At 58.4% G+C, this 26,054-nt stretch carries 29 protein-coding genes; 15 read left to right on the top strand and 14 right to left on the bottom strand.

All coding sequences use genetic code 11. The features are described 5' to 3' along the window. Positions 1–10 precede the first annotated feature (10 nt). From endA to ruvX, 5 genes are all read left to right on the top strand, one after another. Complete coding sequence (gene endA / locus ACNY69_RS12045) at positions 11–715, top strand: deoxyribonuclease I (RefSeq protein ID WP_111140655.1); 705 nt, start codon at positions 11–13, stop codon at positions 713–715. 69 nt (positions 716–784) lie between these two features. Beyond that, complete coding sequence (gene rsmE / locus ACNY69_RS12040) at positions 785–1,516, top strand: 16S rRNA (uracil(1498)-N(3))-methyltransferase (protein WP_111140656.1); 732 nt, start codon at positions 785–787, stop codon at positions 1,514–1,516. Positions 1,517–1,622: 106 nt separating this feature from the next. After that, entirely contained in the window at positions 1,623–2,567 is a 945-nt protein-coding gene (gene gshB / locus ACNY69_RS12035) for a glutathione synthase (RefSeq protein WP_293774585.1), read from the top strand. Between the two features lie 86 nt (positions 2,568–2,653). After that, positions 2,654–3,217 (top strand): YqgE/AlgH family protein, encoded by a 564-nt coding sequence (locus ACNY69_RS12030; RefSeq protein WP_418798485.1) that lies wholly within the window; start codon positions 2,654–2,656, stop codon positions 3,215–3,217. Further along, entirely contained in the window at positions 3,217–3,636 is a 420-nt protein-coding gene (ruvX, locus tag ACNY69_RS12025; RefSeq protein ID WP_111142280.1) for a Holliday junction resolvase RuvX, read from the top strand. The genes ACNY69_RS12030 and ruvX overlap by 1 nt, the downstream gene beginning before the upstream one ends. Positions 3,637–3,642: 6 nt before the next feature. Here the strand turns inward: ruvX and ACNY69_RS12020 are convergent, their stop codons facing one another. Continuing rightward, the gene (locus tag ACNY69_RS12020) at positions 3,643–4,635 is read right to left on the bottom strand and encodes a type IV pilus twitching motility protein PilT (protein WP_418798483.1); all 993 of its coding nucleotides are present in this window, start codon (positions 4,633–4,635) and stop codon (positions 3,643–3,645) included. A 14-nt stretch (positions 4,636–4,649) separates the two neighbouring features. On the opposite strand from ACNY69_RS12020, the gene ACNY69_RS12015 reads away from it, so the two are divergent. Genes ACNY69_RS12015 through hemW form a run of 4 tightly spaced genes read left to right on the top strand, consistent with a single transcriptional unit; the run spans position 4,650 to position 7,671 of the window. Beyond that, complete coding sequence (locus tag ACNY69_RS12015; protein WP_293774579.1) at positions 4,650–5,357, top strand: YggS family pyridoxal phosphate-dependent enzyme; 708 nt, start codon at positions 4,650–4,652, stop codon at positions 5,355–5,357. A 12-nt stretch (positions 5,358–5,369) separates the two neighbouring features. Further along, positions 5,370–5,924, top strand: a complete 555-nt coding sequence (locus tag ACNY69_RS12010; RefSeq protein ID WP_418798480.1) for a YggT family protein — start codon at positions 5,370–5,372, stop codon at positions 5,922–5,924. A 21-nt stretch (positions 5,925–5,945) separates the two neighbouring features. Further along, the gene (locus tag ACNY69_RS12005) at positions 5,946–6,539 is read left to right on the top strand and encodes an XTP/dITP diphosphatase (RefSeq protein WP_293774577.1); all 594 of its coding nucleotides are present in this window, start codon (positions 5,946–5,948) and stop codon (positions 6,537–6,539) included. Next, positions 6,532–7,671: a radical SAM family heme chaperone HemW gene (gene hemW / locus ACNY69_RS12000; protein ID WP_418798477.1), complete on the top strand. Its 1,140-nt coding sequence runs from the start codon at positions 6,532–6,534 to the stop codon at positions 7,669–7,671. Before ACNY69_RS12005 ends, hemW begins: the two co-directional genes overlap by 8 nt. Positions 7,672–7,707: 36 nt before the next feature. On the opposite strand, the gene ACNY69_RS11995 is transcribed toward hemW, so the two are convergent. The 3 genes from ACNY69_RS11995 to trmB form a co-directional block, all read right to left on the bottom strand. Then, positions 7,708–8,424, bottom strand: a complete 717-nt coding sequence (locus ACNY69_RS11995) for a YggN family protein (protein ID WP_293774573.1) — start codon at positions 8,422–8,424, stop codon at positions 7,708–7,710. 104 nt (positions 8,425–8,528) lie between these two features. After that, the gene (locus ACNY69_RS11990) at positions 8,529–8,855 is read right to left on the bottom strand and encodes a YggL family protein (protein ID WP_418798474.1); all 327 of its coding nucleotides are present in this window, start codon (positions 8,853–8,855) and stop codon (positions 8,529–8,531) included. Next, positions 8,855–9,574: a tRNA (guanosine(46)-N7)-methyltransferase TrmB gene (gene trmB / locus ACNY69_RS11985; RefSeq protein ID WP_111140735.1), complete on the bottom strand. Its 720-nt coding sequence runs from the start codon at positions 9,572–9,574 to the stop codon at positions 8,855–8,857. Before trmB ends, ACNY69_RS11990 begins: the two co-directional genes overlap by 1 nt. A 154-nt stretch (positions 9,575–9,728) precedes the next feature. Between trmB and mutY the strand changes: the two genes are divergently transcribed. From mutY to mltC, 3 genes are read left to right on the top strand one after another with little or no spacing between them, the layout of a single operon-like run. Then, positions 9,729–10,814, top strand: coding sequence for an A/G-specific adenine glycosylase (gene mutY, locus ACNY69_RS11980; protein ID WP_111140736.1), 1,086 nt, complete (start codon positions 9,729–9,731; stop codon positions 10,812–10,814). Then, positions 10,814–11,086 (top strand): oxidative damage protection protein, encoded by a 273-nt coding sequence (locus ACNY69_RS11975; protein ID WP_009087157.1) that lies wholly within the window; start codon positions 10,814–10,816, stop codon positions 11,084–11,086. The genes mutY and ACNY69_RS11975 overlap by 1 nt, the downstream gene beginning before the upstream one ends. Positions 11,087–11,140: 54 nt before the next feature. Beyond that, entirely contained in the window at positions 11,141–12,220 is a 1,080-nt protein-coding gene (gene mltC, locus ACNY69_RS11970) for a membrane-bound lytic murein transglycosylase MltC (protein ID WP_111140737.1), read from the top strand. A gap of 790 nt (positions 12,221–13,010) precedes the next feature. Here mltC and ACNY69_RS11965 read toward each other — a convergent pair. Beyond that, the gene (locus ACNY69_RS11965; RefSeq protein ID WP_111140738.1) at positions 13,011–15,164 is read right to left on the bottom strand and encodes an ornithine decarboxylase; all 2,154 of its coding nucleotides are present in this window, start codon (positions 15,162–15,164) and stop codon (positions 13,011–13,013) included. A gap of 564 nt (positions 15,165–15,728) precedes the next feature. On the opposite strand from ACNY69_RS11965, the gene acuI reads away from it, so the two are divergent. Continuing rightward, the gene (gene acuI / locus ACNY69_RS11960; RefSeq protein ID WP_111140739.1) at positions 15,729–16,712 is read left to right on the top strand and encodes an acrylyl-CoA reductase (NADPH); all 984 of its coding nucleotides are present in this window, start codon (positions 15,729–15,731) and stop codon (positions 16,710–16,712) included. A gap of 25 nt (positions 16,713–16,737) precedes the next feature. Here acuI and ACNY69_RS11955 read toward each other — a convergent pair whose 3' ends face one another. Continuing rightward, positions 16,738–17,235 (bottom strand): CinA family protein, encoded by a 498-nt coding sequence (locus tag ACNY69_RS11955; RefSeq protein WP_418798469.1) that lies wholly within the window; start codon positions 17,233–17,235, stop codon positions 16,738–16,740. A gap of 478 nt (positions 17,236–17,713) precedes the next feature. On the opposite strand from ACNY69_RS11955, the gene ACNY69_RS11950 reads away from it, so the two are divergent. Continuing rightward, on the top strand, positions 17,714–18,010 hold the full coding sequence (locus ACNY69_RS11950) for an Rdx family protein (protein ID WP_111140741.1): 297 nt from the start codon (positions 17,714–17,716) through the stop codon (positions 18,008–18,010). A gap of 3 nt (positions 18,011–18,013) precedes the next feature. Here ACNY69_RS11950 and ACNY69_RS11945 read toward each other — a convergent pair whose 3' ends face one another. The 8 genes from ACNY69_RS11945 to ACNY69_RS11910 form a co-directional block, all read right to left on the bottom strand. Then, complete coding sequence (locus ACNY69_RS11945) at positions 18,014–18,544, bottom strand: PadR family transcriptional regulator (protein ID WP_293774569.1); 531 nt, start codon at positions 18,542–18,544, stop codon at positions 18,014–18,016. Between the two features lie 71 nt (positions 18,545–18,615). Further along, a complete protein-coding gene (locus ACNY69_RS11940) occupies positions 18,616–19,395 on the bottom strand; it encodes a siderophore-interacting protein (protein WP_111140743.1) in 780 nt (259 codons plus the stop codon). A gap of 343 nt (positions 19,396–19,738) precedes the next feature. Beyond that, positions 19,739–19,933, bottom strand: a complete 195-nt coding sequence (locus tag ACNY69_RS11935) for a hypothetical protein (protein WP_111140744.1) — start codon at positions 19,931–19,933, stop codon at positions 19,739–19,741. 205 nt (positions 19,934–20,138) lie between these two features. Continuing rightward, entirely contained in the window at positions 20,139–21,005 is an 867-nt protein-coding gene (locus tag ACNY69_RS11930; RefSeq protein WP_367395821.1) for a helix-turn-helix domain-containing protein, read from the bottom strand. 280 nt (positions 21,006–21,285) lie between these two features. After that, entirely contained in the window at positions 21,286–21,453 is a 168-nt protein-coding gene (locus tag ACNY69_RS11925; RefSeq protein WP_111140746.1) for a DUF2474 domain-containing protein, read from the bottom strand. Position 21,454: 1 nt separating this feature from the next. Beyond that, complete coding sequence (gene cydB, locus ACNY69_RS11920; RefSeq protein ID WP_111140747.1) at positions 21,455–22,459, bottom strand: cytochrome d ubiquinol oxidase subunit II; 1,005 nt, start codon at positions 22,457–22,459, stop codon at positions 21,455–21,457. A 1-nt stretch (position 22,460) separates the two neighbouring features. Next, positions 22,461–23,873: a cytochrome ubiquinol oxidase subunit I gene (locus ACNY69_RS11915; protein ID WP_293774568.1), complete on the bottom strand. Its 1,413-nt coding sequence runs from the start codon at positions 23,871–23,873 to the stop codon at positions 22,461–22,463. A gap of 787 nt (positions 23,874–24,660) precedes the next feature. Next, on the bottom strand, positions 24,661–25,041 hold the full coding sequence (locus ACNY69_RS11910) for a winged helix-turn-helix transcriptional regulator (protein WP_111140749.1): 381 nt from the start codon (positions 25,039–25,041) through the stop codon (positions 24,661–24,663). Between the two features lie 98 nt (positions 25,042–25,139). Between ACNY69_RS11910 and ACNY69_RS11905 the strand changes: the two genes are divergently transcribed. Continuing rightward, on the top strand, positions 25,140–25,997 hold the full coding sequence (locus ACNY69_RS11905) for an SDR family oxidoreductase (protein ID WP_111140750.1): 858 nt from the start codon (positions 25,140–25,142) through the stop codon (positions 25,995–25,997). The last annotated feature ends 57 nt before the right edge of the window (positions 25,998–26,054 follow it).

Raw genomic sequence — 26,054 nt, 5'->3', positions numbered from 1 at the left:
AATCCGGAATATGTCTCGCATAATAAGTCTGGCGCTGGCGCTGCTGTTTGCGCCCGCCGCTGACGCCCTCAATCTGAATAACTATCACCAGAATAATTTCCAGCAGGCCAAAACCTTTGCCGCGGCGATCAACGCCGATGCGCCTGGATCGTTCTACTGTGGCTGTAAAATTACCTGGCAGGGGAAAAAAGGCGTTCCCGATCTCAACAGCTGCGGCTATCAGGTGCGTAAAAACGCCAATCGCGCTGCGCGTATTGAGTGGGAACATGTGATGCCAGCCTGGGAGTTTGGTCATCAGCGCCAGTGCTGGCAGGCGGGCGGCCGTAAAAACTGCAGCAAAGATCCCGACTATCGTCGTATCGAAACCGACCTGCATAACCTGCAGCCTGCGGTGGGTGAAGTGAACGGCGACCGGGGCAACTTCGCCTACAGTCAGTGGAACGGCAGCGAAAAGCAGTATGGCCAGTGCGAGATGAAGATCGACTTCAAACTCAAACAGGCTGAGCCGCCTGCGCGGGCACGCGGCGCGATTGCCCGCACCTACTTCTACATGCGTGACCAGTATCATCTGCGTATTTCGCGCCAGCAGACGCAGCTGTTTACGGCCTGGGATAAGCTCTATCCGGTCACAAAATGGGAGTGTGAACGCGACCAGCGCATCGCCAGAGTCCAGGGCAATCACAATCCTTATGTGCAGCAGGCTTGCCAGCGCTAAAATCCCTGCCCTACACTAGCTTTTTTCCCATGACGCCGCCGCCGTGCGGCGTCCGGTTTCAGGAAACTTATGCGCATACCTCGCATCTATCACCCCGAGCCCCTCAGCATCGGCAGTGAAATTACCCTGGATGAAGATGCATCCAATCATGTCGGCCGGGTGCTGCGGATGACGGCCGGTCAGCGTCTGGAACTCTTTGATGGCACTAATCTGACTTTTGCAGCAGAGATCACGCATGTTGATAAAAAGCGTGTAAAAGTATCGGTCACAGAGAGCCAGCCGGACGATCGCGAGTCACCCCTGCACCTGCATTTAGGTCAGGTGATGTCGCGCGGTGAAAAAATGGAATTCACTATCCAGAAATCGATCGAACTGGGCGTGAATGTCATTACACCCTTGTTTTCCGAGCGCTGTGGCGTAAAGCTTGATGCTGAGCGTCTGGCAAAGAAAATCCAGCAGTGGCAGAAAATTGCGATTGCCGCCTGTGAGCAGTGTGGCCGCAATCGCGTGCCGCTGATTCGTGACGCGATGACGCTGGAGGCCTGGTGTGCGGAGGCGGACAGCGGTCTGAAGCTCAACCTGCATCCCCGCGCCAGCCACAGCATCAATACGCTGCCGCAGCCTGTCGGACGGGTGCGGCTGCTGATTGGCCCTGAAGGCGGGCTGTCTGCGGATGAGATTGCGATGACAGCAGAGCACGGTTTTACTGACATTCTGCTTGGCCCACGGGTACTGCGAACCGAAACCACCGCGCTGACGGCTATTACGGCACTTCAGGTGAGGTTTGGCGACCTGGGTTAAGCGATACTTTCAGCGGTGAGAGCGCAGGCATAATGTCCTGACCCATCGGCCCACTGCAGACCGAACCAGACGAGGCGGCAGACGCCGCCTCACCGAGGAGATAATAATGATTAAACTTGGCATCGTGATGGACCCGATTTCGTCCATCAATATTAAAAAAGACACCAGCTTCGCCATGCTGCTGGAAGCACAGCGCCGTGGTTACGAAATTCACTACATGGAGATGCAGGATCTCTCCCTGCGCGGTGGCGTGGCCTCTGCCCGTACCCGCCTGCTGAGCGTCGAGCAGAACCCTGACAACTGGTATCAGTTTGGCAGTGAGCAGGTGATCCCGCTGGCCGATCTGAACGTAGTGCTGATGCGTAAAGATCCCCCTTTCGACACCGAGTTTATCTATGCGACTTATATTCTGGAGCGCGCAGAAGAGCTGGGTACGCTGATCGTCAACAAACCGCAGAGCCTGCGTGACTGCAACGAAAAGCTTTACACCGCCTGGTTTGCCGAATTCACGCCAGATACGCTGGTCACCCGCAGCAAGGCGCAGCTGCGCGACTTCTGGCAGGAGCATGGTGACATCATCATGAAGCCGCTGGATGGCATGGGCGGCGCCTCTATCTTCCGCGTGAAGCAGGATGATCCGAACTTTGGCGTCATTACCGAAACCCTGACCGAACATGGCAGCCGCTTCTGCATGGCGCAGAACTACATTCCGGCGATCAAAGAGGGTGACAAACGCGTGCTGGTCGTGGACGGCGAGCCGGTGCCTTACTGCCTGGCGCGTATCCCGCAGGGCGGCGAGACCCGGGGCAACCTGGCGGCCGGTGGGCGCGGTGAAGCGCGCCCGCTCAGCGAAAGCGACTGGGAGATTGCACGTCGTGTCGGCCCGACGCTGAAAGCAAAAGGGCTGATTTTTGTCGGTCTGGACATCATCGGTGATAAACTAACTGAAGTTAACGTAACCAGCCCGACCTGCGTACGTGAAATTGAGGCTGCGTTCCCGATCTCCATCACCGGCATGTTGATGGATGCCATTGAGAAACGCCTGGGCTGAGCAAGACGCCGGGGCGTAGCTCCGTGATCAACCCAATACCGGTGCGGCCGTCGCGTGCCGGTTATTTTTTGGTACATCGTGTGAGAATGAATTTACAACATCACTTTTTGATTGCCATGCCTTCATTGCAGGATCCTTTCTTCAAACGTTCCGTAGTCTATCTCTGCGAACATAATGAAGAGGGTGCAATGGGACTGATCATCAATAAACCCATGGAAAACCTGACGGTTGAAGGCATTCTGAAAAAGCTGAAAATCTCCGCTGAGGATCGCGACCCGGCGATCCGGCTGGACAAACCGGTCTTTATCGGCGGTCCGCTGGCGGAAGATCGCGGTTTTATTCTGCATTCAGCGCAACGCACATTTACCTCCAGCATTCGTGTCTCCGATAACACGGTCATCACCACGTCCCGCGATGTGCTGGAGTCGATAGGCACCCCTTCTCAGCCTGCTAACGTGCTGGTGGCGCTGGGCTACTGTGCCTGGGAGAAAGATCAGCTGGAGAATGAGTTGATGGAAAACGCCTGGCTGACCACACCCGCTAATAGCAACATCCTGTTTCAGACGCCGGTGTCAGAGCGCTGGCGCGAAGCGGCGCGCAGTATTGGCGTCGATATTCACAATATGGCCAGCGACGCCGGACACGCCTGATGTCAACGCAGACTCTGTTAGGTTTCGATTTCGGCACTAAAAGTATTGGTGTCGCCGTGGGTCAGCAACTCACCGGCAGCGCCCGCCCGCTGGCGGCGCTGAAAGCGCAGGATGGCACCCCCGACTGGCTGCTGATCGAAAAACTGCTGAAAGAGTGGCAGCCCGACTTCGTGGTAGTGGGACTGCCGCTGAATATGGATGGCACCGAGCAGCCGCTGACGGCCCGCGCCCGTAAATTTGCCAATCGCCTGCATGGCCGCTTTGGCATTCGGGTTGAGCTGCAGGATGAACGCCTCAGCACGGTAGAAGCGCGGGCCGGGCTGTTCGAGCGCGGCGGCTATCGTGCGCTCAACAAAGGGTCGGTCGATTCACAGTCTGCCGCCATCATTTTGCAGGACTGGTTCGAAAACCATTACTGATGCCCGCTAAATAAGACCGGCGGCCTGCCGCGCCAGACGGCTCTGCTCAAACGTCTGCATACCGGCCTGCGCGCCGGTCTGCAACAGCGCGGGGATCTGGTGCATCTTCCCCTCGCGGATCAGATTGGTGATGCCGGGCGTGGCGATCAGTATCTCAAACAGTCCAATGCGCCCGCCCGCCGCTGACGGCACCAGACGCTGCGCGATCACCGCCTTCAGGCTGCCCGCCAGCTGGCTCCGCACCAGCGGCTTCTCCTCCGCCGGAAAGACATCCACCAGCCGATCCACCGCCTGCGCCGCCCCCCGGGTATGCAGCGTTGCCAGCACCAGATGGCCGGTTTCCGCCGCCGTCAGCGCCTGACGAATGGTGTCGCTGTCGCGAAGCTCACCCAGCAGGATAACGTCCGGGTCTTCACGCAGTGCCGCCCTGATGCCCAGCGCGAACGACGCGCAGTGCAGACCGATCTCCCGCTGCTGAATCAGCGACTGCCGGCTCTGATGGATAAACTCAATCGGATCTTCCAGCGTGATGATATGACACGCCTGCTGGCGGTTCAGCGCATCCACCAGCGCCGCCAGCGTGGTGGATTTGCCGCTGCCCGTCGCACCGGTCACCAGAATCAGCCCATCCTGCTGCGCCAGCAGTGGGGGTACGCTGGCGGGCAGTTGCAGTTCTGCCAGTGTCGGGCATGTCGTGGCGATAATCCGCAGCGCCAGCGACAGACCCTCGCGCTGCCTGAAGAGATTTGCACGCAGCCGTGAGCCGTCCGCCATACTCAGGGCAAAATCGATCTGGCCCGCCTGCGCCAGCTGCTGGCGCTGTGAGTCACTGAGCCACTGCGCCATAAACTGCGCGATGCCCTCCGTGGTGATGCGAGGCTGCTGCGGCATCGTCTCCAGCCTTCCCTGCTGCCGCCAGCAGGGCAAATGTCCGCTGCAAAGGTGCAGATCGGCGGCATTATGCTTTACACTAAGCGCCACCATTTCATCCAGATCCATGATTTCTCCTGACTATGACCTCAATCCAGCAGAACCTACAGCAAGTGCGGCAGAGAATCGCCGCCGCTGCCGCGCGTTGCGGCCGCGCACCAGAAGAAATTACCCTGCTTGCAGTCAGCAAAACCAAACCTGCGAGCGCGATCGAAGAGGCGTTTGCCGCTGGCCAGATAGCCTTCGGCGAAAATTACGTTCAGGAGGGGGTTGAAAAGGTTCAGGCGCTGGCCGCACATCCTGAGCTGGCGTGGCACTTCATTGGCCCGCTGCAGTCCAACAAAAGTCGTCTGGTGGCGGAAAACTTTGCCTGGTGTCATACGATCGACCGTCAGCGCATCGCGCAGCGGCTCAACGATCAGCGGCCTGCAACGCTGCCTCCCCTGAATGTGTTAATTCAGGTAAATATCAGTGACGAGAACAGCAAATCTGGCATCATGCTGGAGGCCGTTTCCGGGCTGGCAGAGCAGATCGCAGCCCTGCCACACCTGCGACTGCGCGGGCTGATGGCGATTCCGGCCGCGGAGAGTGATTACGCACAGCAGCTGGCGGTATGCCAGCAGATGGCGGAGGCCTTCCGGCAGTTGCAGCAGCACTATCCAGGCGTTGATACGCTCTCGCTGGGAATGAGCGATGACATGGAGGCGGCAATCGCCGCAGGCAGTACAATGGTGCGTATCGGCACCGCCATTTTTGGCGCACGAGACTATGCGCACAACTCACAAAAATAACAGAGGAACTTCATGTTAACACTGACGTTTTTAGTAAAAACGCTAATCGATCTCTACGTGATGGTGCTGCTGCTGCGCATCTGGATGCAGTGGTCGCGCTGCGATTTTTATAATCCCGTGGCGCAGTTTGTCGTGAAAGTAACGCAGCCGGTTGTGAAGCCGCTGCGCCGCATCATTCCGGCGCTGGGGCCAATCGATACCGCCTCGCTGCTGCTGGCCTTTGTGCTGACCACCCTGAAATACCCGATTCTGCTGCTGATTCAGGTCGGCGTGTTCTCGGTCGATCCGACCAATCTGCTGGTCGGTCTGCTGTCGCTGCTGAAATCCGCCGGTTATCTGGTCTTCTGGGTCATCATTGTCCGCTCGCTGATGAGCTGGATCAGTCAGGGCCGTGGCCCCGTTGATTTTCTGCTGGTGCAGTTAACCGAGCCGCTGATGGCCCCTGTTCGCCGCATTCTGCCTGCGATGGGCGGCATCGATTTCTCGGCGATGATCGTCATCCTGGTGCTGTATGCCCTGAACTTTCTCGGCATGGACCTGTTCCCGGGTCTCTGGTATCTGCTGTAAATGAATCAAACTGGAACCGTTATGCAAAAAGTTGTCCTCGCCACCGGCAATCCCGGCAAGGTACGTGAACTGGCGGAGTTACTCTCCGCTTTTGGTCTGGATATCGTCGCACAGAGTGACCTTGGGGTTGAGTCGGCGGAAGAGACCGGCCTGACCTTTATCGAGAATGCAATTCTCAAGGCGCGTCACGCGGCGCAGATCACCGGCTTACCGGCGATTGCCGATGATTCCGGCCTGGCCGTAGATGCGCTGGGCGGCGCGCCTGGCATCTATTCGGCGCGCTATGCCGGCGAGAATGCCAGCGATCAGCAGAATCTGGAGAAGCTGCTGCAGGCGCTGGAAAACGTGCCGGACGGTCAGCGTCAGGCGCAGTTTCACTGCGTGCTGGTCTATCTGCGCCATGCGGCAGATCCGACACCGCTGGTGTTCCACGGCAGCTGGGCGGGTGAGATCACTCGCTCAGCCTCTGGCAACGGTGGCTTTGGCTACGACCCGATTTTCTCTGTTCCGGCGCTGGGTAAAACCGCTGCCGAGCTGAGCAAAGCGGAAAAGGGTGCAGTGTCTCACCGGGGTAAAGCATTGACGCTGTTGCTGGAAGCGATGCGTAATGCCTAATCTGCCGCCACTGAGTCTCTATATCCATATTCCATGGTGCGTACAGAAGTGTCCCTACTGTGATTTTAACTCCCACGCGCTGAAAGATGAGGTGCCGCACGTTGAATACGTGCAGCATCTGCTGCGCGATCTGGAGATCGACCTGCCGCTGATTCATGGCCGGGAAGTGCGCACGATCTTTATTGGCGGCGGCACGCCCAGTCTGCTGAGCAGCAGCGCGATGCAGATGCTGATGGATGGCGTGCGGGCGCGTCTGAACCTTGCGCCGGATGCGGAAGTGACGATGGAAGCCAATCCCGGCACCGTGGAAGCGGACCGCTTCAGCGCCTATCAGCGCGCCGGTATCAACCGTATTTCGATTGGTGTTCAGAGCTTCAGCCCGCAGAAACTGCAGCGTCTGGGCCGTATTCATGGCCCGGAAGAGGCGGTTCGCGCCGCTGAACTGGCGGCATCCCTGTCGCTGCGCAGCTTTAACCTCGACCTGATGCATGGTCTGCCCGATCAGTCGCTGGAGGAGGCGCTCGACGATTTACGCCGGGCGATTGCGCTTAATCCGCCACATCTCTCCTGGTATCAGCTCACCATCGAGCCCAACACGCTGTTTGGTTCGCGTCCGCCGGTGCTGCCGGACGATGATGCGCTGTGGGATATCTTCGAACAGGGCGATCGGCTGCTGCGGGAGGCCGGTTATCAGCAGTATGAAACCTCCGCCTATGCGAAGCCGGGCTACCGCTGTGAACATAACCTCAACTACTGGCGCTTTGGCGACTATCTGGGGATTGGCTGTGGCGCGCATGGCAAGCTGACGCAGCCGGATGGCCGCATCGTGCGCACGGTAAAAACCCGTCATCCGCGTGGCTTTATGCAGGGCAACTACCGCGAAAAGCAGTATGAGGTAGCAGACAGCGACAAGCCGTTTGAATATTTCATGAACCGTTTTCGCCTGCTGGAAGCCGCGCCGCGCGACGCGTTCAGCCGCTACACCGGCTTAGCCGAACAGACGATCCGTCCGCAGATGGATGCCGCGATCGCCGCCGGTTACGTGATCGAAACCCCGGCGCAGTGGCAGATTACGGAGAAGGGGAAACTGTTCCTGAATTCGCTGCTGGAGCTGTTCTTAGCGGAAGAGTAGGCAGGACGCCTCAGCCCGGCAGGCTGAGGCGTTAACTTAGTTTTTCAGTGCGCCAGCGAGCTGTTTGCGCTGGTCTTCCAGGGAGATGACGCGATTACAGACTTCGTGACCGAAGTTCTGGAAATCCTGCTCCTGCCTGCTCCACTCAGCCTGAATCGACTGCTGCAGCCCCCCCAGATTTCCCATAATCGCCTGCAGCGGGTTGCTGCCGCCACTGCCCTGCTGACTGCCCATCTCATTCAGACTGTCCTGCATCACGCCGCCCAGCGTCGACTGCACCAGCCGTTCGCCTTCGGCGCGCACCTTGTCGATCGCCTGATGGTGGAACGTCAGGCCATCTTCGCGATGCTCAATGATGCGGTTCATCTGCTGTTTCAGCTGACCATTCAGGGTCGTCAGACGGTTACGGACGTTGCTGCCGCTTCCCAGCTTTTCGACGATGACCCGATCCAGTGCCGCACGCCCTTTCTCCAGCCGTGACGTCGCCCCGCTATCGATCCAGGGCAGATCGCGGCGCAGCGCATTCTGGTAGTCGATCGCTTTCTGACGGCCGGCCGCATCGAGCGTGACCCGCTTGCCGTTGAACTGCACATCGCCCTGCGGCGAGATTTCCATGTTGCCGTTGGCCCCGACCACCTGCACGCTCTGCGGCTTAATCACCACATCGTCCTGCGGCTTAACGCTGCATTCATAGGCGGCCTGCGCTTGGGTCGCTGCCACCAGCAGCACAGCAAGTAGCGCTTTACGCATCATATCCACTCCCTAACATCTGGTCTGAAACCGTTCAGAGATCGGGACTCAGCCCGACGCTGTGTGACTGACAACCTGGCCCGCGATATGCACCGGGGGCGTGGCTATTAGTCCCACCAGACGTCAAAGAGTTCCGTCATCTGCACATCCTGCAGCTTGTGCTCTTCCAGCCATTTGCGTACCAGCGCACGATGTTCATCGGTGCATTTGCCGGTTTTCTGCAGGCAGACCAGACCTTCCCACACCAGATAGCCGCTGCCATCGAAGGCCAGACCGTTAGGATCGATCGCTTCATTGATGAACTGGTTCAGCGTCTCATCGATTTCGCTTTCGCTGGTGCCTTCCGGGAAGCGCCAGGCAACCGAGAAACCCAGTTCCTGAAACTCGTCGATGTGCAGTTTTTTACGTAAACGGCGGCTGCGTTGTGTGGCCATTATTTCACCCTCTCAAACATTAAATCCCATACGCCGTGGCCTAAACGCTGCCCGCGCTGCTCAAACTTGGTCAGTGGACGCGTTTCAGGACGCGGCACGTAATTCTGTTGTTCTGACTGATTGCGATAGCCATCGATGCTGTTCATCACGTCAAGCATATGTTCGGCATAGGCTTCCCAGTCGGTCGCCATGTGGAACACGCCGCCCTTCTTCAGCTTGCGCATTACCAGCTCGGCGAAAGGCACCTGAACGATACGGCGCTTGTTGTGACGCGCTTTATGCCAGGGATCGGGGAAGAAGAGCTGAACCATGCGCAGCGAGTTATCCGGAATCATCTTCTCCAGCACTTCCACCGCGTCATGACACATGACCCGCAGGTTCTGCACACCGGCCTCTTTCGCAGAGGCCAGGCAGGCACCGACGCCCGGCGCATGCACTTCAATTCCCAGGAAGTTCTGGTGCGGCGTGTTCTGCGCCATCGTCACCAGCGAAGCGCCCATGCCAAAGCCGATCTCCAGCGTCACCGGGGCATCACGGCCAAACAGCTCGGTCAGATCGACAGGTTCCGGCTGGTATTCCACGCCCATAACCGGCCACAGGGTATCCAGCGCCTGCTGCTGGCCTTTTGTTAAGCGACCCTGGCGGCGCACAAAGCTGCGGATCCGGCGCAATGGCCGCCCGTTCTCATCAAATTCTGGGGTGATGACGTCATTAATCATGTAAAAGCCTGCTGGTTAGCCTGTTCCGGGAAACGGGCATTATGCAAAGTTCATAAGCAGAAGCAAGCCTTTGCAATCTTCCGGTTTACACCCAGGTGCGCATGTGCTGGAATTCCTGCCTGAGTGTAGAGTAAACACGGAAAATTTCCTTCTTATGATGCAAGCGCCGCAGTTCGCGCAACAGGTGCTGGACTGGTATCAGCGCTTCGGTCGCAAAACCCTGCCGTGGCAGCTGGAGAAGACACCTTACAAGGTGTGGCTCTCAGAAGTAATGCTCCAGCAGACCCAGGTTGCCACGGTTATCCCCTATTTTGAACGCTTTATGGCGCGTTTCCCCACGGTCACCGATCTGGCTGCGGCACCGCTGGACGAAGTGCTGCATCTCTGGACCGGCCTCGGCTACTACGCCCGTGCGCGTAATCTGCATAAAGCCGCAAAGCAGGTGGTCGAAGTTCATCACGGCGAGTTTCCGCAGAACTTTGAGGATGTCTCCGCCCTGCCCGGCGTTGGCCGCTCGACGGCAGGCGCGATCCTGTCGCTCTCCCTGGGTCAGCATTTTCCGATTCTGGATGGCAACGTTAAGCGCGTACTGGCGCGCTGCTACGCCGTCAGCGGCTGGCCGGGTAAAAAAGAGGTGGAGAAGCGGCTCTGGCAGATCAGCGAAGAGGTCACGCCCGCCAGAGGCGTCAGCCAGTTCAATCAGGCGATGATGGATCTGGGGGCGATCGTCTGTACCCGCTCGAAGCCGAAGTGCGAGATCTGCCCGCTGAACAGCGGCTGTGAGGCCTACGCCAGCAGCAGCTGGGCGAGCTATCCCGGCAGGAAGCCGAAGCAGGTGCTGCCGGAGCGCAGTGGCTGGTTCCTGATGATGCAGAATGGCGATGAGGTCTGGCTGGAGCAGCGTCCGCCGGTGGGGTTGTGGGGCGGTCTGTTCTGCTTCCCGCAGTTTACCACCGAAGCGGCCATGACCGACTGGCTGGCGGCGCGGGGCATCCATGCGAAACCGCAGCAGATGACCGCTTTCCGTCACACCTTCAGCCATTTCCATCTGGATATTGTTCCGATGTGGCTGGCATGGCCTTCTGCCGGGGCGGCGATGGATGAAGCAGGCGGTCTCTGGTATAACTTAGCGCTGCCACCATCTGTGGGATTAGCCGCACCCGTTGAGCGACTGTTGCACGAGCTGCGCCATCCCCGACAACTGGCTTTGAACAGTTGTGAGATTAATGAGGAAGAGTAATGAGCCGCACGATTTTTTGTACCTTTTTACAACGCGACGCGGAAGGACAGGATTTTCAGCTCTACCCGGGCGATCTGGGTAAGCGTATTTATAATGAGATTTCCAAAGAAGCCTGGCAGAAGTGGATGGCCAAACAGACCATGTTGATCAACGAAAAGAAGCTCAACATGATGAATCCTGAGGATCGTAAAGTGCTGGAGAAGGAGATGGTTAATTTCCTGTTCGAAGGCAAGGACGTTCATATCGAAGGCTATACTCCGCCAGAAGCGTAAACATTCCGGGCCTCTTCAGTGAGGCCGGTTATCCAGGTCAGGCTTGCACTCCCAATGAATAAAAAATTAATCGCCTTATTGGTGATAGCTCCACTTTTGGTCTCCTGTTCCGGGTCGAAGCATCAGCAGTCTCACGAAGAGTGGGTAAAAGATACCAATGGCTTTGATATTCTGATGGGGCAGTTTGCTCACAATATTGAGAATATCTGGGGTATCAATGAGGTCCTGATTGCCGGACCAAAAGATTACGTCAAATACAGCGACAACTATTACACCCGCAGCCACATCAACTTTGAGAGCGGTAAGCTGACGATCGAAACGATCTCAGGCACCGATCCTATGGCCAGCCTGCGCCAGGCGATCGTAACCACCCTGTTGATTGGCGAAGATCCGGGCAATGTCGATCTCTACTCCGATGCCAACGACATCGAGATCAGTAAAGAGCCGCTGCTCTATGGTCAGGTACTGGACAACACCGGTCAGCCGATTCGCTGGCAGGGCCGCGCTGAAGCCTTTGCGGACTATCTGATCCAGCACAAACTGATGCGCCGCACGTCCGGTCTGCATGTGATTTACTCTATTTCGATTCCGATGGTGCCGAACCACCTCGACAAGCGTGCGCACAAATATCTGCCGATGGTGCGTAAAGCCGCCGAAGAGTATGGTGTCGATGCGTCGCTGATCCTGGCGATTATGCAGACCGAGTCGAGCTTTAACCCCTATGCGGTCAGTCACTCAGATGCGCTGGGCCTGATGCAGGTCGTGCAGCATACCGCCGGTGTGGATGTGTTCCGTATGAAGGGCAAATGGGGCAAGCCGAGCCGCAGCTATCTGCTGGATCCGGAGAATAATATCGACGCCGGTACGGCCTATCTGGCGCTGTTGCAGCGCAACTATCTGGGCGGCATTCAGGACCCCCTGTCACGCCGCTATGCAGTGATCACGGCTTATAACGGCGGGGCTGGCAGCGTGCTGCGCGTCTTCTCAAGCGATAAAGATCGGGCGTTTGCGATGATAAACAATATGTCACCGGGTAAGGTTTATCAGACCCTGACCAGTCAGCATCCGTCGGCGGAGTCGCGCCGTTATCTTTATAAGGTGAATACTGCGCAGAAGAGTTACAGAGGGTTCTGACTGGGGGTGTTTGCTGCGCAAACAGGCTGGGCTTCGCCTGGCAGTCGTTTTACCCTGTGCGGGTTTCGTTCGCCTGGTGGCTGGGGCAGTTTCAGGCCCGCTTCAGCAGGCGACCGACAAGGGGGCGCCAGTCGCCGCGCCCCCCTGACCCCGGGCTCCGGCCTGCATCACCGCCGCTTCGATTCTTCCGGGTTTCTCACGGACCGGCGGGACGCGCCATCCCTGGCGTGAGCCCGCCTCTTCGCGACATCCCTGTCGCTCGTCCTGAAATCCCTCATCCGCTCAGCGGCTCTGACGGCCTCCCTCCCCGCTGTAACTTCTTCTTTCTGTGTTGGGTACTTTATCGCTTCAGGTTCAGAGGATTAGCTCTGGCTCTGGCTCTGGCTTCCAGGCCAGCAGACAACGCTGCATCGTAATAAACAAAAAGAATTCACAGGCGACAGTCTGACAGAGGCGTCCGCAGCGCCGGGGAACAACCGGAGGCCAGGATGAGCCGACAGGACGTCGGCGAAAGGACGGCACGCGCCAGGGATGGCGCGTCCGGATGGTCCGCAGGCCGCAGGGCGTGACGAGGGTACCGCACGAAGCGGGGCGCGAAGGCAGCCGGACGCCGGGATTGTTAAGGGGCGGGCGTCCGCCCCTTGACGCGTCCGCCCGCACGGGTGAACTGAAACTCCTTCTCGCCTGGCGGGCGAAACCCGCTCAGCGTAAATCCGCTGCCCGGCGAAACCATTGCCCCGTTCGCGCAGCGAACTCCCCTTCACCCGGCGGGCCGCTGCCCCGGCTTAAATCAGCCCGCCACCATCATATTCGCCACCAGATATTTCCGTCCCTGCTCATCCTCTTCGGTGTAAACACCCTGCAGCTCCGGCGAGAAGCCAGGCAGCAGATTCAGCCCCTCTTCCAGCGCCAGGAAATAGCGCTGCACCGCGCCGCCCCAGATCTCTCCCGGCACCACGCAGAGCACGCCCGGCGGATAAGGCAGCGCCCCTTCCGCCGCGATTCGCCCTTCTGCCTCGGCTATCGGCACCAGCTCCACCTCGCCGCGAATATAGGCCTGATGCGCATCCTGTGGATTCACCCTGACCGCCGGGAACTCCGCGGCGCGGAACATCAGGCGCTGCAGATCCTTCACATTGTGGCTGACGTAGAGATCGTGCATCTCCTGACAGAGACGCCGCAGGGTGTAACCCGCATAGCGTCCGGCATTTTTGCGGTAGAGGGTCGGCAGCACTTCGGCCAGCGGCGCATCCTCTTTAACGTGCTGCTCAAACTGCGCCAGCATCGCCACCAGATTGGCCATCTTCTCCGGACTCTCTGCGGGCGTCAGCAGGAACAGGATTGAATTGAGATCGCACTTCTCCGGCACGATGCCGTTCTCACGCAGGTAGTTCGCCAGGATCGTCGCCGGTATACCAAACTCACTATACTCACCGCTGGCCGCGTCGATGCCCGGCGTGGTCAGCAGCAGCTTACAGGGATCGACCCGATACTGATCGCGCGCATATCCGGCAAATCCGTGCCACTTCTCCTGCGGTTCAAAGCTGAAGTAACGCAGATCGCGGGCGATCGTCTCCGTCGGGGCATCCTGCCAGCGCTGTCCCGCTACCTTCTCCGGCACAAACGGCAGGATCATTTCGCAACGTTCCAGGATCGCTTTGCGCGCATCAATCCCCAGCCTGACGCACTCATCCCACATCCGACGCCCCGCTTCGCCCTGATGCATTCTGGCGTTGATATCCAGCGCGGCAAACAGCGGGTAAAACGGGCTGGTGGATGCGTGCAGCATAAATGCGTTATTCAGGCGCTTATGCGGGCAGAAGCGCCGCTGGCCACGGATGTGATTATCCTTTTTATGAATCTGCGACGTCTGCGAAAAACCGGCCAGCTGCTTGTGCACGGACTGCGTCACAAAGATGCCGGGATCGTTCTCATTCAGCTCCAGCGTCAGCGGTGAACAGCCCTCCATCAGCGGAATGAACTGCTCATAGCCGAGCCACGCGGAGTCGAACAGGATGTAGTCGCACAGGTGGCCGATGCGGTCCACCACCTGACGCGCGTTGTAAACCGTGCCGTCATAGGTGCCCAGCTGAATAATCGCCAGACGGAACGGCCTCTCTTCTCCGGCACGCTCGGGCGCTACCGCCGCAATCTGCCTGCGCAGATAAGCGTCATCAAAGCAGTGCGCATCAATGCCGCCAATAAAGCCAAAGGGATTACGCGCCGCTTCCAGATAAACCGGCGTCGCGCCCGCCTGAATCAGCGCACCATGATGGTTCGACTTGTGGTTGTTGCGGTCGAACAGCACCAGATCGCCACGGGTCAGCAGCGCATTGGTAACAACCTTATTGGCGCTGGAGGTGCCGTTCAGCACAAAGTAGGTTTTGTCGGCGTTAAACACCTTCGCAGCATACTTCTGCGCATCTTTGGCGGAGCCTTCATGGATCAGCAGGTCGCCCAGCTTGACGTCGGCATTGCACATGTCCGAACGGAAAACGTTCTCGCCATAAAAGTCGAAGAACTGTTTGCCTGCCGGATGCTTTTTAAAGAACGCACCGCCCTGATGACCGGGACAGGCAAAGGTGCTGTTCTGCATATCGACATAGCGGCTCAGCGTCTCAAAGAACGGCGGCAGCAGCGCCGCTTCATACGCCTGCGCAGCCGCCTCCAGCGCCTGCCACGCCTCCGGCTCGCCATTCAGCTCACCGCTGACGCCGGGCAGGTGCATCACCTCCTCTTCAAAGGCGTTCGCGACAAAGACCGGCAGATTGAAGCCGGTGTGGCGCAGCAGGGCCAGTACCCCGCTGCGGGTATCCGCCAGCGAGACGACAACCGCCGCCACATCGGTAAAGTCGGTGTTATCCAGCGTCACCACATCACGCGCGGTGTTCAGGGTCAGGCTGGGCGCAACGGCGGCGCTGGCAGCAATTTTCAGTGGAGTCATAGCGAATCCCCAACGTCAGGGAGAAGTGCCTGCGGCACAATTATGGGGACGGTGCCCCGGCGAATAATGAACGTTCGGCAGGCATTACGCAGCGGATGAAGGGTGCTTCACCGCCACCGCCTGACGGACTCACCGCATGGTCAGTAACGGAGAGATCGGGAAAGAGAAAAGCCCGCAGTGCGCCGGAAAACGCGAACGGTAAGACGGGCGGATGCGCGGTAAACCGGACATGGCGACGTCCTCGATGGTGAAGAAGCAGGGTCAAAAAAGTGGCGCTCATCATGTCATCTTTTTTAAGCACCGACAAGCCAGAGACGGGAATTGTTCATTCATTGAATTAAAGCTCAACCTTATGATTTATATACCATAATTCAAACAACAGCCTTTTTCAGTCGCGATTAATTATATGAAATATATGCAGATTTATGCACTTCTGCCTGCCAGCGTTAAACGCGTATTTTCCAGGCCGTCGCTCTGCTGGCCCGCACACGCACCCCGTGCCCTACCGCATTGCGACCGCCTGGCGTAGACTTAGCCTCTCTTTTCCACTCTGCCGGAGGCTGCATGTTCAAGGCACTGGTCATTGAAAATGACGAACAGGGTTACCGTTCTCTGCTGAAAGATCTTCCCGAATCCCAACTGCCCGACCACGATGTCACGCTCGACGTCAGCTACTCATCCCTGAACTACAAAGATGCCCTCGCGATCTGCAATAAAGGCCCGATCGTGCGCCAGTTTCCGATGGTGCCGGGTATCGATTTTGTTGGCCGGGTGACGGCCAGCCGCCATCCTGACTGGAAAGAGGATGATGTGGCGCTGCTGACGGGCTGGGGCGTCGGTGAAAAACAGTGGGGCGGCCTGGCGCAGAAAGCCAGCGTCAGTGGTGACTGGCTGGTGAAGCTGCCCGCCACGCTGAGTCCGTTGCAGACGATGGCGATCGGCACGGCGGGCCTGACCGCGATGCTCTGTGTGATGGCGCTGGAAAAGCAGGGGATCACGCCGGAACGGGGGCCGGTGCTGGTGACCGGCGCCAGCGGCGGCGTCGGCAGCTATAGCGTCAGCCTGCTGGCGCGTCTGGGCTATGAGGTCACGGCGTCGAGCGGACGCGCCAGCGACCACGGCTGGTTAATCGACACTCTGGGCGCAACCTCGGTGATGGATCGTGAAGAGCTCTCACAGCCCGGCAAACCGCTGGTTAAAGAGCAGTGGGCCGCCGCCATCGACAGCGTCGGCAGCCACACGCTGGCGAATGTCCTGGCCGCCACCCGGCGGGACGGCGTGGTCGCAGCCTGCGGCATGGCCCAGGGGCTCGACCTGCCAGCCAGCGTCGCGCCCTTTATCCTGCGTGGCGTGACCCTGGCCGGTGTCGATAGCGTGATGTGTCCGAAACCGCTTCGCCAGCAGGCGTGGCAGCGCCTCGGTGAGTTGCTGGATAGCGAACGGCTCAGCAGGCTGAGCCGGGTGATCCCGCTGAGCGAAGCCAGAGAGGGCGCGCAGGCTCTGCTGGAGGGCCGTGTGCAGGGTCGGCTGATCGTCGACTGTCGCTGAATCCAGAAAGGTGCGGTGCGCGCCTCTAGCGGGCGGCCCGCCGTAACCGTTTGATCAGCCCCTGCAGCGCGAACTCTGTGCCCTGCTCCATCACGGATTTTGGATCGCCGCTGAACTGATGGCACTCCGCCTCATCCGTGCCGTCCGGCAACATCCAGCCGAACCAGATGGTGCCCGCCGGGGTACCATCTTCACCGCCATCCGGCCCGGCATAGCCGGTAATCGATAATCCCACCGGTTCACCCGAACGGGCGCAGGCCCCCTGCACCATCTCTCTGGCCGTCTGTTCGCTTACCGCCGTATGCTGCTTCAGCGTGTCGGGATGTACTCCCAGCAGGCGGATTTTGGCGTTTTCGCTGTAGGTCACAAAGCCGCTGGTGTAAAAGTCGCCGCTGCTCTCTACTGCAGCCAGCGTCATGCTGATCAGCCCGGCGGTGCAGGATTCAGCGGTGGTCAGATGCCATCCGGAAGCGAGTAAAATTTTACCCAGTTGTTCAGCGGTCTGATCAAGTGATGTCGCCATAGTGGTCTCCTCAGTCTGTCAGGCACTCCAGGTATAGCGCAAAATCGGCAATTAAAAGCGCGCAAAGCAATGTTTTTAAAAGCGAAACGGCCAGAAATCAGGGTTGAACATCAGGCGGGTTACACTTAGCATGACCCTGAGGATCGGGCTGAGCGCGCCGTGGCAGAGGCTGTCCGGCAGCGCGTACACGCGGCCGCGCGGCCTCTCCGCAGGCAGGCGGGAAGCTGCGTCAATCGCTGAAAAACGGGTCGCAGAGGCGCGCAGCCACGGATTAGTTGTTACTCTTCGCCTTCCTGCCTGCCGGCAGCATAAAAAAGCACGCGGTCAACGCGGCACCAGGCATGAGCACCATGCCGACGATCCAGACTTTTTACCCGCCTCTATGCCCTCTGGCAGGTTTAACGGGATAACTCACCACAGCGCACAGATTTTTAACCCGAATGCATCTGCATTTATTAATACATAAAGGAAGAGAGTGATGGCGCAAAAACCGGTGGTTGTTATTCATTACTGTATGCAGTGCAACTGGCTGATGCGGTCAGCGTGGATGGCACAGGAGCTTCTGCACACTTTTGCGGAGGATCTGGCGGAAGTGACACTGAAACCGGGCACCGGCGGTGTCTTTGAAATTACGCTGGATGAGCATCTGTTGTGGGAACGTAAGCGCGATGGCGGCTTCCCCGACGCGACCACGCTGAAGCAGCGCGTGCGCGACATCTGCTTCCCGGACCGCACGCTGGGTCATATCGACAAGCACAAAACGGAAATCAGCTAAGGGCTATTCGCTGCCGGTGATTTTCTCTGCCGCGTCATGCAGCGCCTGAATCAGCGTTTGCAGCGCGGCGTCTGAGATATCTTCCTGCGCCAGCCGCCGATTCAGCGCGACCTTCAGCCCGTGAATCGCCTGCTCCACGGCAGGAATGCTGCGGTTGTTGACCAGCACCGCCAGTGAAGAGAGCCGCGCAATCAGGCTGAGAACCATGTCACGCTGTTCGGCCAGCTGCGCCCTGCCTGCGGGCGTCAGGCGATAGGCTTTGCGTGTGGCCTGCGCATCCACCACCTGAATCGCCTCCATCTCCTCCAGCAGCGTCAGATTGGGATAGATAATTCCCGGACTCGGTGAATACTCTCCCTTTGACAGCTCCTCAACCGACTTAATCAGCTCATAGCCGTGCGCCGCACGCTGTTCCAGAAAGTGCAGCATCAGCAGGCGGATCTCACTCGCTTCCAGCATTTTTTCACGTCGTTTACGACGCCCGCCGCAGCCAGCCTGCGCGTCAGAGGAAGTGGAAGTCGGATACGGTTTCATGGCCTGCCCTGCGGAGAAAAAGGAGGTTGATGGTAGTTCGCCGCCTGACAAAACTCAATTACCGTAACCGCCTACTTCGCGTGCCAGTAGGCCACCGCCCGCACGAAGCGGCTGTCGAGGCCGCGCTGCAGCGTGAAGTAGTCCGAGAGGGCTTTCACCGCCTCCCCCTCGCCGGTCAGCCAGATAAAGTAATCCTCTGCCGGCAGCGCGATCGCATCCAGCCGGGCCATCAGTTCGCTGATCTGCGCCTTCTGCATCTGACCGCTGCCGAGCCAGTGTGCTGTGAGGTTATCCGTCTCCGACAGATAGTCGCGGCCCGTCGCGCTATCGGTAAAGGCGTAAAGATGCAGCGCCTGCGCCTGAACGTCACGCTGACGACGCGCAAAGGCAGGCAGACCGGTTTCATCGCAGACGCAGAGCTGGAAGGCATAATCGGTCGGCACCACCAGCGAACCGCGCGGCCCGCCGATAATCAGCCGATCGCCCGGCTGTGCCCGCGTTGCCCAGTCACTGGCTACACCCTGCTGGTGAATATAGAAGTCCAGGGTCAGTGAAGACTCACCATCAAACGCCAGCGGCGTGTAGTCCCGCGCCTGGGGACGTTGCCCCTCCGGCCAGACAATCCCCTCTTCCGTGATTTGCGGCAGAGCGAGTGGCGTATCGTCAGCCGGGAAGAAGACTTTGATGTGATCGTCAAAGCCTGGCGAGGTAAAGCCCGCCAGATCGCTGCCGCTGAAGCGGATGCGCCAGAAATGACCGGCGACCCGCGTTTTACTGACCACTTCAATATGACGGAAACGTAATTCATTACGGACGCGCTGCGGCGTGCGTGGGTTCGCTGATAAAGGCAAAGTGTCTCTCCCGGAAACCGGTGTGCCCGCAGGCCGGGGCGCGCCGGAGTTAAATAACAATCATTCGCATCTGAAGCCAGAAGATTAGCTATGATATATCTTCAGCACAAGAACGAAAAATGCGATCGGCCGGGATAAGATATATTTTACGCGACGGACGCGAGGCGTCATCCAGCGCAGGAGCGACAGAGAAAAGAGAGGCAGGAAGAGCGTCGTAGCCAGCAGAAAAGTCAGACAGATAGAGCAGGTGAAAAGGAGCCAGGCGTCGGATTGCGTAAGCGCGTCCGGCTGCTGCTGAGCCGGACACGGTTGTGCGCCGCAGATGTTGGCAGCGCAGCCACGCTTACAGCGTGTCGTTAAATCCGGAGAGAGAAGAGTGGGAAGTGGTGTGCGCCGGCAGCTCCCCGTCGCCCAGAATTTCATGCTGAGAGCTTTGAGCATGCGGATGCAGTCCGTCAGGCGGTGAGAAAGGCTCAGCCTGCTGCGCCACTGCCATAACAGGCAATGCCAGAATAAGTGAAATCAATAAGCGTCGCATAGTGGTCTTCGGTTGTCGTTCTGGCCGGAAACGGCCTGAAATGCAGATGAATATTCCAGCCCCATCACAGATGCACGATGATTAAGGTATGATGAGGTTTCGGAGGAGGATTTTACGCCAGTCGGGCGCGTTATTTTATAAAATCGTGCGGTTTGTCACGGTATACCGCACGAAAGATGAATGAGCCATTCCCCTGCCCGGCTGCTTACGCCTGCGTCACCGGAATGGAAAAGACGCCGCTCAGCCAGTCGGCTCTGCAGTGCGCGAAATCGAGTCGCAGCAGATCTTTGCCCGGACGGCGCGACACGCCCAGCGCGGGCAGATGCTGATAGTAGATATCTTCGATAAAGCGCGTCAGCTGCTCCGGTTTGCCGCTCCAGCGGAGCGACGCGTAGAGGCCGCACTCCTCGTGCCAGCGGGTGGTCTCTCCCAGCAGCCCGGCATGCTGCGGCTCCAGCGCCTGAAACAGGCTGATATTCTGCTGGTCGGCAGAGCTGTAGCCTGGGCCATACTGAAAACCCAGCCAGCCCTGCGTCACCCTGCTGCCCGCCAGCGCGACGAGCTGCCGCGCCTGACTGGCGACCCGGTGGTCGCGATCGGCGATGTAATCTCCAAACTTACACTCCCACTCCAGCGTCTCACCGCACAGAGGCAGCGCTTCCTCGCGCTCCACCAGCGTTGCGCGCTCGGCCAGGGTTCGCACCAGGATGCGACCATGAAAGTTCTTTACCGGCAGATGGGGAATGCGGCGAAACGCGCCAGGCGTCAGCGAAAAGTGACCTTTAAAAACCCGGGTAAAGTTTTGCTGATTATCAAAGCCAAAACGAACGGCGATATCGATCAGCGTCATGCGCGTCAGTCGCAACGCCATCGCCGCCATCGTCAGACGCCGTTTGCGGGTATAGGCCGCCAGCGTCTGCCCGGTCATCTCCTTGAACATGCGCTGCATGTGCCACTTGGAATACCCGGACTTGAGGGTGATTTGATCGATATTGAGGTCGTCGGTGAGATTGGCTTCTATCCACTCAACCAGATCGTTGATGTGCTGTTTTTTAATGGCCTGAGTGAGCATGATGGCAAGTTACGGTGCAGTTTATCGCTGGAATTTTCGGCACAAGAGAATAGCAAAAATCGCCATTCGCCATAAGATGAGAGGTGCGATAAACCGCGATTTCAGCGGCATACCGCATTAATTGCTTAGGTTACTAATTAAAAAAGGCTGACCCGCGTCAGCCTTTCACGTAACACTACCCGGCGTGACGGGCGCACCTCAGAGTGAGGAGCAGGCCGCCCGCACCGGGCATATCGCAGAGAGCGCCCCTGCAAAAGGATCGGCTCTCTGCTGCCTGCGACTAATGGCTGCGCATGCCCGCTGCCGTCATCATCATACGGAACAGCGAGGCAACAACGCCCAGCGCCAGTACGCTGGCGGCATAGATAACGACCAGCCACATCACACGCTTCCACCAGGGGGCTTTCGTTTCGTCCTTGTGGTCTTTCATGCTGCTGAGGCTTTTCATATCAATGGTATCCTGCGTCTGCTTTGATTTTTCCACGGAACACGTAGTAGCTCCAGAAGGTGTAGCCCAGGATCATCGGGATAATCAGCAGGCTACCGACCAGCATGAAGGCCTGGCTCTGCGGTGGCGATGCCGCATCCCAGATTGTGACCGATGGCGGAATAATGTTTGGCCAGACGCTGATACCCAGCCCGGAGAAGCCCAGGAAGATCAGGGCCAGCGTCAGCAGGAACGGCGAGTAGTGCGCCTCGCGCTTGATGGCACGCACAATTCCCCACGAGCAGAGCAGCACCAGCACCGGAACCGGCAGGAACAGGAACAGGTTTGGCCGGCTGAACCAGCGATGGGCGATGTCCGCGTGTGAGAACGGCGTCCACAGGCTGACGATACCGATGATCACTAACAGCGCGATGACCAGCGGCGTCGCCAGCGCGGACATCTTACGGTGCAGCTCATTTTCGGTCTTCATGATAAGCCAGGTGCAGCCCAGCAACGCATAGGCGACGACCAGACCCAGGCCGCAGAACAGCGGGAACGGCGCCAGCCAGTCCATGGCCGAACCGGCGAAGCGACGGCCCTCAACCGGGATGCCATCCAGGAAAGCGCCGACCGCCACCCCCTGACTGAAGGTCGCGATGACCGAACCCGCAATAAAGGATTTGTCCCAGAATGCCCGGTGGCCTTCAACCGCCTTGAAGCGGAACTCAAAGGCGACACCACGAAAAATCAGGCCAATCAGCATGGCGGTCAGCGGAATCGACAGCGCGTCGGTGATCACCGCGTAGGCCAGCGGAAACGCACCAAACAGGCCCGCGCCGCCCAGCACCAGCCAGGTTTCGTTGCCATCCCAGACCGGCGCGACGGTGTTCACCATCATGTCGCGCTCACCGGCATCTTTATTGAACGGGAACAGCAGACCAATCCCCAGGTCGAAGCCATCCATCACGATATACATCAGGGTTGCGAAGACGATAATCACAAACCAGATTACGGAAAAATCGATCATCTTAGTGCTCTCCATCCTTAAAGGTGGCAGCGGAAAGCGGACGTGCCGGGGTTTTCTTCTGACCGGGCCCGCCCTCTTCGGTAACGTGACCTTCGCCGACAACCGGTCCCTGCTTAATCAGGCGCATCATATAGTGATACCCCACGCCAAATACCGAGCTGTAAACCAGAATAAAGGCCAGCAGACTGATGCTCATGTGCATGTCGCCATGCGCGGAGACCGCATCAACCGTTCGCTGTACGCCATAGACGACCCACGGCTGACGACCAATCTCTGTCGTGAACCAGCCCGCCAGAATCGCAATCAGACCCGATGGCCCCATCAGCAGCGCAAACCACAGGAAAGGACGCGACTCATAGAGGCGGCCTTTAACGCGCAGCCACAGGCTGACCACACCCAGCGTAATCATCAGCAGGCCCAGCGCCACCATTACGCGGAAGGACCAGAAAATGACCGTTGAGTTCGGCCGATCCTCTTTCGGGAACGACTTCAGTGCCGGCACCTGCTTATCCAGACTGTGCGTCAGGATCAGGCTGCCGAGATAAGGCACTTCCAGCGCATATTTGGTCCGCTCCTGCTCCATATCGGGGATGCCGAACAGGATCAGCGGCGTCGCTTCGCCCGGCGGGTTTTCCCAGTGTCCTTCGATCGCCGCGATTTTGGCTGGCTGATGCTCCAGGGTGTTCAGACCGTGCGCATCACCAATCATCGCCTGAATCGGGGCGACAATCAGGGCCATCCACAGCGCCATGGAAAACATCTTGCGGATAGCCGGATTATTGTTGCCCTTCAGCAGATGCCAGGCCGCCGACGATCCCACAAAGAAGGCGCTCGCCAGGAAGGCCGCCACCGACATATGGAACAGGCGGTAAGGGAATGAGGGGTTAAAGACGATTTTCAGCCAGTCCTGCGGAACCACCACGCCGTTCTGGATCAGATAACCCTGCGGGGTGTGCATCCAGCTGTTGGATGCCAGGATCCAGAAAGTGGAGATCAGCGTGCCCAGGGCGACCATGCAGGTGGCAAAGAAGTGCAGACCCGGACCGACGCGATTCCAGCCGAACAGCATCACGCCCAGGAAGCCCGCTTCCAGGAAGAACGCCGTCAGTACTTCATAGGTCAGCAGCGGACCGGTGATACTGCCCGCAAACTCCGAGAAGCCGCTCCAGTTGGTGCCGAACTGATAGGCCATGACCAGCCCGGAGACCACACCCATGCCGAAGTTAACGGCAAAGATTTTCGACCAGAAGTGGTAGAGATCGCGATAGGTCTGATCGCGGGTTTTGAGCCACATACCTTCGAGGACGGCCAGGAAGCTGGCGAGACCGATGGTGATGGCGGGAAAGATAATATGGAAGGAAACAGTAAATGCGAACTGTATCCTGGCCAGATGAAAGGCATCTAATCCGAACATTGCTTACCTCTTTGCCACATAGATTTGCCACATAGAACACCATGTATTTACTTATAATTAACAACTTAAGCCTGATACGCGACTTCTCTGCGCTTATTGAAATTCCCGCCGCAAATTTAGAACTATTCGCGGCGAGGAAACAGAAACAGTGGGGTTAATGAAAACTATAACAGTCTTTTTTGATTTTGATCATTGTTTTTAGCAGGAATTATCTATTTAAAAATAAGGCTTAAAGGTTAACCACAGGGTGTTTTTGTGTCATTAATGTTACGGTATTTGCCGCATTAAAAAGCGGGCCGGCGAACACAAATTCCGCCTGAAAAAGGGTCCCAACGGCCTGTTTTCAGACACTATTTTGCTGATCACACTGACCACGCGGGCCGAAAAGTGACGCAGAAAAAATGAAATCATCTTATTTCTTAACAGGTTAAACCTGAAAACAGCCGTCTCTGCCGCTTTGTTTTATTTTTGGTTTTACTCCGGCAGATCCCGTCGGGGATTCTGACAAAATAAACGGCGGAGCCGGGAATTAAGAGGCCGCAGGAATGTTAATAAAATGAGTCAAAATTTACGGATGAATTAACAATGAAAGTCAGGCCGCAGATTATTGCTGGCCCGGACCGGATAAATCGATTTAATTAGCGGCAATAAGTTGGGAGGCCGGCTGGGTTATTTGCGCCACCCTGCCGGTGGCGCGGTGGCGGTGCAGAAATGCGCTGGGCCGAAAAGCAGAATTGCAGATTAAAAAATGCCGGTGTCGTCACATTCTGACCACCAGCGCGGAAATTCAGGCTGCCGGAAGGCTGCCGCGCTGCGCCAGAATCCGGCCCAGATTCTCTTCCAGCCAGTCCGCCAGCCCCACGACCTGCTCCCCGACCTCGCGACCGAGCGGTGTCAGGCGATACTCAACGTGCGGCGGCACCACATCAAAAGCGATGCGCTGCACAAAACCATCCTCCTCCAGGTAACGCAGGTTCTGCGCCAGCATCCGTTCGCTGACGCCGCCGACGGCCCGGCGCAGCGCGCTGAAGCGCAGCGTCTGGTCCTGCAGCGCCAGCAGAATCAGTACGCTCCAGCGGCTGGTGACCCGCTTCAGGACGTCACGCGAGGGGCAATCAACGTTAAGCAGTTCGCCACGAATAAATTTTTCACTCAGTTTTTCAGCCATTTACTCTGCCTTTCCCACACTAACAATTCTGTAAGTACTTACTTAAAGTTAGTTTATCCCCTAGTCTGAATTTCACCAACAGCCACAGGAGAAAGATCATGATTGCAGTGACAGGCGCAACCGGCCAGCTCGGCCGTAAGGTGATTGCAGCACTACTGAAGAAAGTTCCGGCAGAGACGATCGTCGCCGCGGTGCGTACGCCCGCCAGAGCCGCCGATCTGGCCGCACAGGGCGTCATCGTCCGCCAGGCCGACTACGGCCAGCCAGAGACGCTGGAGGCCGCTTTTGCCGGTGTGGAAAAACTGCTGCTGATCTCCGGCAGTGAAGTCGGCCAGCGTGAAGCGCAGCACAGGGCAGTCATTGCGGCCGCCCGCGCCGCTGGCGTGCGCTTTATCGCCTACACCAGCCTGCTGCATGCGGATACCTCGCCGCTGGGCCTGGCGCTGGAGCACCGCGCCACGGAAGCGCTGCTGAGAGATTCAGGCATTCCGTTCGCTCTGCTGCGCAACGGCTGGTACACCGAGAACTACGCCGCCAGCATTCCGCCAGCGCTGGCACACCATGCATTTATCGGCGCGGCGGGCACAGGCCGCATCGCCTCGGCTGCGCGTCAGGATTACGCGGATGCCGCGGCGGAAGTGATGACCCGGCCGGACCAGGCCGGGAAAGTCTATGAGCTGGCCGGTGACGACAGTTATACGCTAGCGGCGTTTGCGGCCGAAATCGCCGCGCAGAGTGGTGAAAAGGTCGATTACGTGAATCTTTCCCAGGCTGAGTTTGCGGCCGCGCTGAAAAGCGCCGGATTGCCGGAAGGCCTGGCAGAGATGCTGGCTGACTCCGATGCAGGTGCAGAGAAAGGCGCGCTTTTCAGTGATTCCCGTCAGCTGAGCAGCCTGACCGGCCGTCCGACGACCGCGTGGCAGGCGGTGATCCGCGCTGCGCTGGCGAAGGCCTGATGCGCCAGATGCTGAGCGGGAGCCCCTCCCGCTCAGCGCCGCCGTCCGCCCCGCTTT

The sequence above is a fragment of the Pantoea graminicola genome (assembly GCF_048452665.1).
Classification (GTDB): Bacteria; Pseudomonadota; Gammaproteobacteria; order Enterobacterales; family Enterobacteriaceae; genus Pantoea.
Note: the sequence above shows the minus strand (reverse complement) of the source record. Positions and strands in the feature narration are given on the sequence as shown.

Bases quoted from the DNA above. Each gene is read 5' to 3' on its own strand.
- ACNY69_RS12020 (WP_418798483.1), bottom strand. From the start codon at position 4,635: ATGGATCTGGATGAAATGGTGGCGCTTAGTGTAAAGCATAATGCCGCC.
- ACNY69_RS11910 (WP_111140749.1), bottom strand. From the start codon at position 25,041: ATGGCTGAAAAACTGAGTGAAAAATTTATTCGTGGCGAACTGCTTAAC.
- ACNY69_RS12005 (WP_293774577.1), top strand. From the start codon at position 5,946: ATGCAAAAAGTTGTCCTCGCCACCGGCAATCCCGGCAAGGTACGTGAA.
- trmB (WP_111140735.1), bottom strand. From the start codon at position 9,574: ATGATTAATGACGTCATCACCCCAGAATTTGATGAGAACGGGCGGCCA.
- ACNY69_RS11955 (WP_418798469.1), bottom strand. From the start codon at position 17,235: ATGGCGACATCACTTGATCAGACCGCTGAACAACTGGGTAAAATTTTA.
- ACNY69_RS11915 (WP_293774568.1), bottom strand. From the start codon at position 23,873: ATGTTCGGATTAGATGCCTTTCATCTGGCCAGGATACAGTTCGCATTT.
- ACNY69_RS11965 (WP_111140738.1), bottom strand. From the start codon at position 15,164: ATGACTCCACTGAAAATTGCTGCCAGCGCCGCCGTTGCGCCCAGCCTG.
- mltC (WP_111140737.1), top strand. From the start codon at position 11,141: ATGAATAAAAAATTAATCGCCTTATTGGTGATAGCTCCACTTTTGGTC.
- ACNY69_RS11945 (WP_293774569.1), bottom strand. From the start codon at position 18,544: ATGAAACCGTATCCGACTTCCACTTCCTCTGACGCGCAGGCTGGCTGC.
- rsmE (WP_111140656.1), top strand. From the start codon at position 785: ATGCGCATACCTCGCATCTATCACCCCGAGCCCCTCAGCATCGGCAGT.
- ACNY69_RS12010 (WP_418798480.1), top strand. From the start codon at position 5,370: ATGTTAACACTGACGTTTTTAGTAAAAACGCTAATCGATCTCTACGTG.
- cydB (WP_111140747.1), bottom strand. From the start codon at position 22,459: ATGATCGATTTTTCCGTAATCTGGTTTGTGATTATCGTCTTCGCAACC.
- ACNY69_RS11930 (WP_367395821.1), bottom strand. From the start codon at position 21,005: ATGCTCACTCAGGCCATTAAAAAACAGCACATCAACGATCTGGTTGAG.
- endA (WP_111140655.1), top strand. From the start codon at position 11: ATGTCTCGCATAATAAGTCTGGCGCTGGCGCTGCTGTTTGCGCCCGCC.
- ACNY69_RS12015 (WP_293774579.1), top strand. From the start codon at position 4,650: ATGACCTCAATCCAGCAGAACCTACAGCAAGTGCGGCAGAGAATCGCC.
- ACNY69_RS11925 (WP_111140746.1), bottom strand. From the start codon at position 21,453: ATGAAAAGCCTCAGCAGCATGAAAGACCACAAGGACGAAACGAAAGCC.
- ruvX (WP_111142280.1), top strand. From the start codon at position 3,217: ATGTCAACGCAGACTCTGTTAGGTTTCGATTTCGGCACTAAAAGTATT.
- hemW (WP_418798477.1), top strand. From the start codon at position 6,532: ATGCCTAATCTGCCGCCACTGAGTCTCTATATCCATATTCCATGGTGC.
- gshB (WP_293774585.1), top strand. From the start codon at position 1,623: ATGATTAAACTTGGCATCGTGATGGACCCGATTTCGTCCATCAATATT.
- ACNY69_RS11905 (WP_111140750.1), top strand. From the start codon at position 25,140: ATGATTGCAGTGACAGGCGCAACCGGCCAGCTCGGCCGTAAGGTGATT.
- ACNY69_RS12030 (WP_418798485.1), top strand. From the start codon at position 2,654: ATGAATTTACAACATCACTTTTTGATTGCCATGCCTTCATTGCAGGAT.
- acuI (WP_111140739.1), top strand. From the start codon at position 15,729: ATGTTCAAGGCACTGGTCATTGAAAATGACGAACAGGGTTACCGTTCT.
- ACNY69_RS11950 (WP_111140741.1), top strand. From the start codon at position 17,714: ATGGCGCAAAAACCGGTGGTTGTTATTCATTACTGTATGCAGTGCAAC.
- ACNY69_RS11935 (WP_111140744.1), bottom strand. From the start codon at position 19,933: ATGCGACGCTTATTGATTTCACTTATTCTGGCATTGCCTGTTATGGCA.
- ACNY69_RS11995 (WP_293774573.1), bottom strand. From the start codon at position 8,424: ATGATGCGTAAAGCGCTACTTGCTGTGCTGCTGGTGGCAGCGACCCAA.
- ACNY69_RS11975 (WP_009087157.1), top strand. From the start codon at position 10,814: ATGAGCCGCACGATTTTTTGTACCTTTTTACAACGCGACGCGGAAGGA.
- ACNY69_RS11990 (WP_418798474.1), bottom strand. From the start codon at position 8,855: ATGGCCACACAACGCAGCCGCCGTTTACGTAAAAAACTGCACATCGAC.
- mutY (WP_111140736.1), top strand. From the start codon at position 9,729: ATGATGCAAGCGCCGCAGTTCGCGCAACAGGTGCTGGACTGGTATCAG.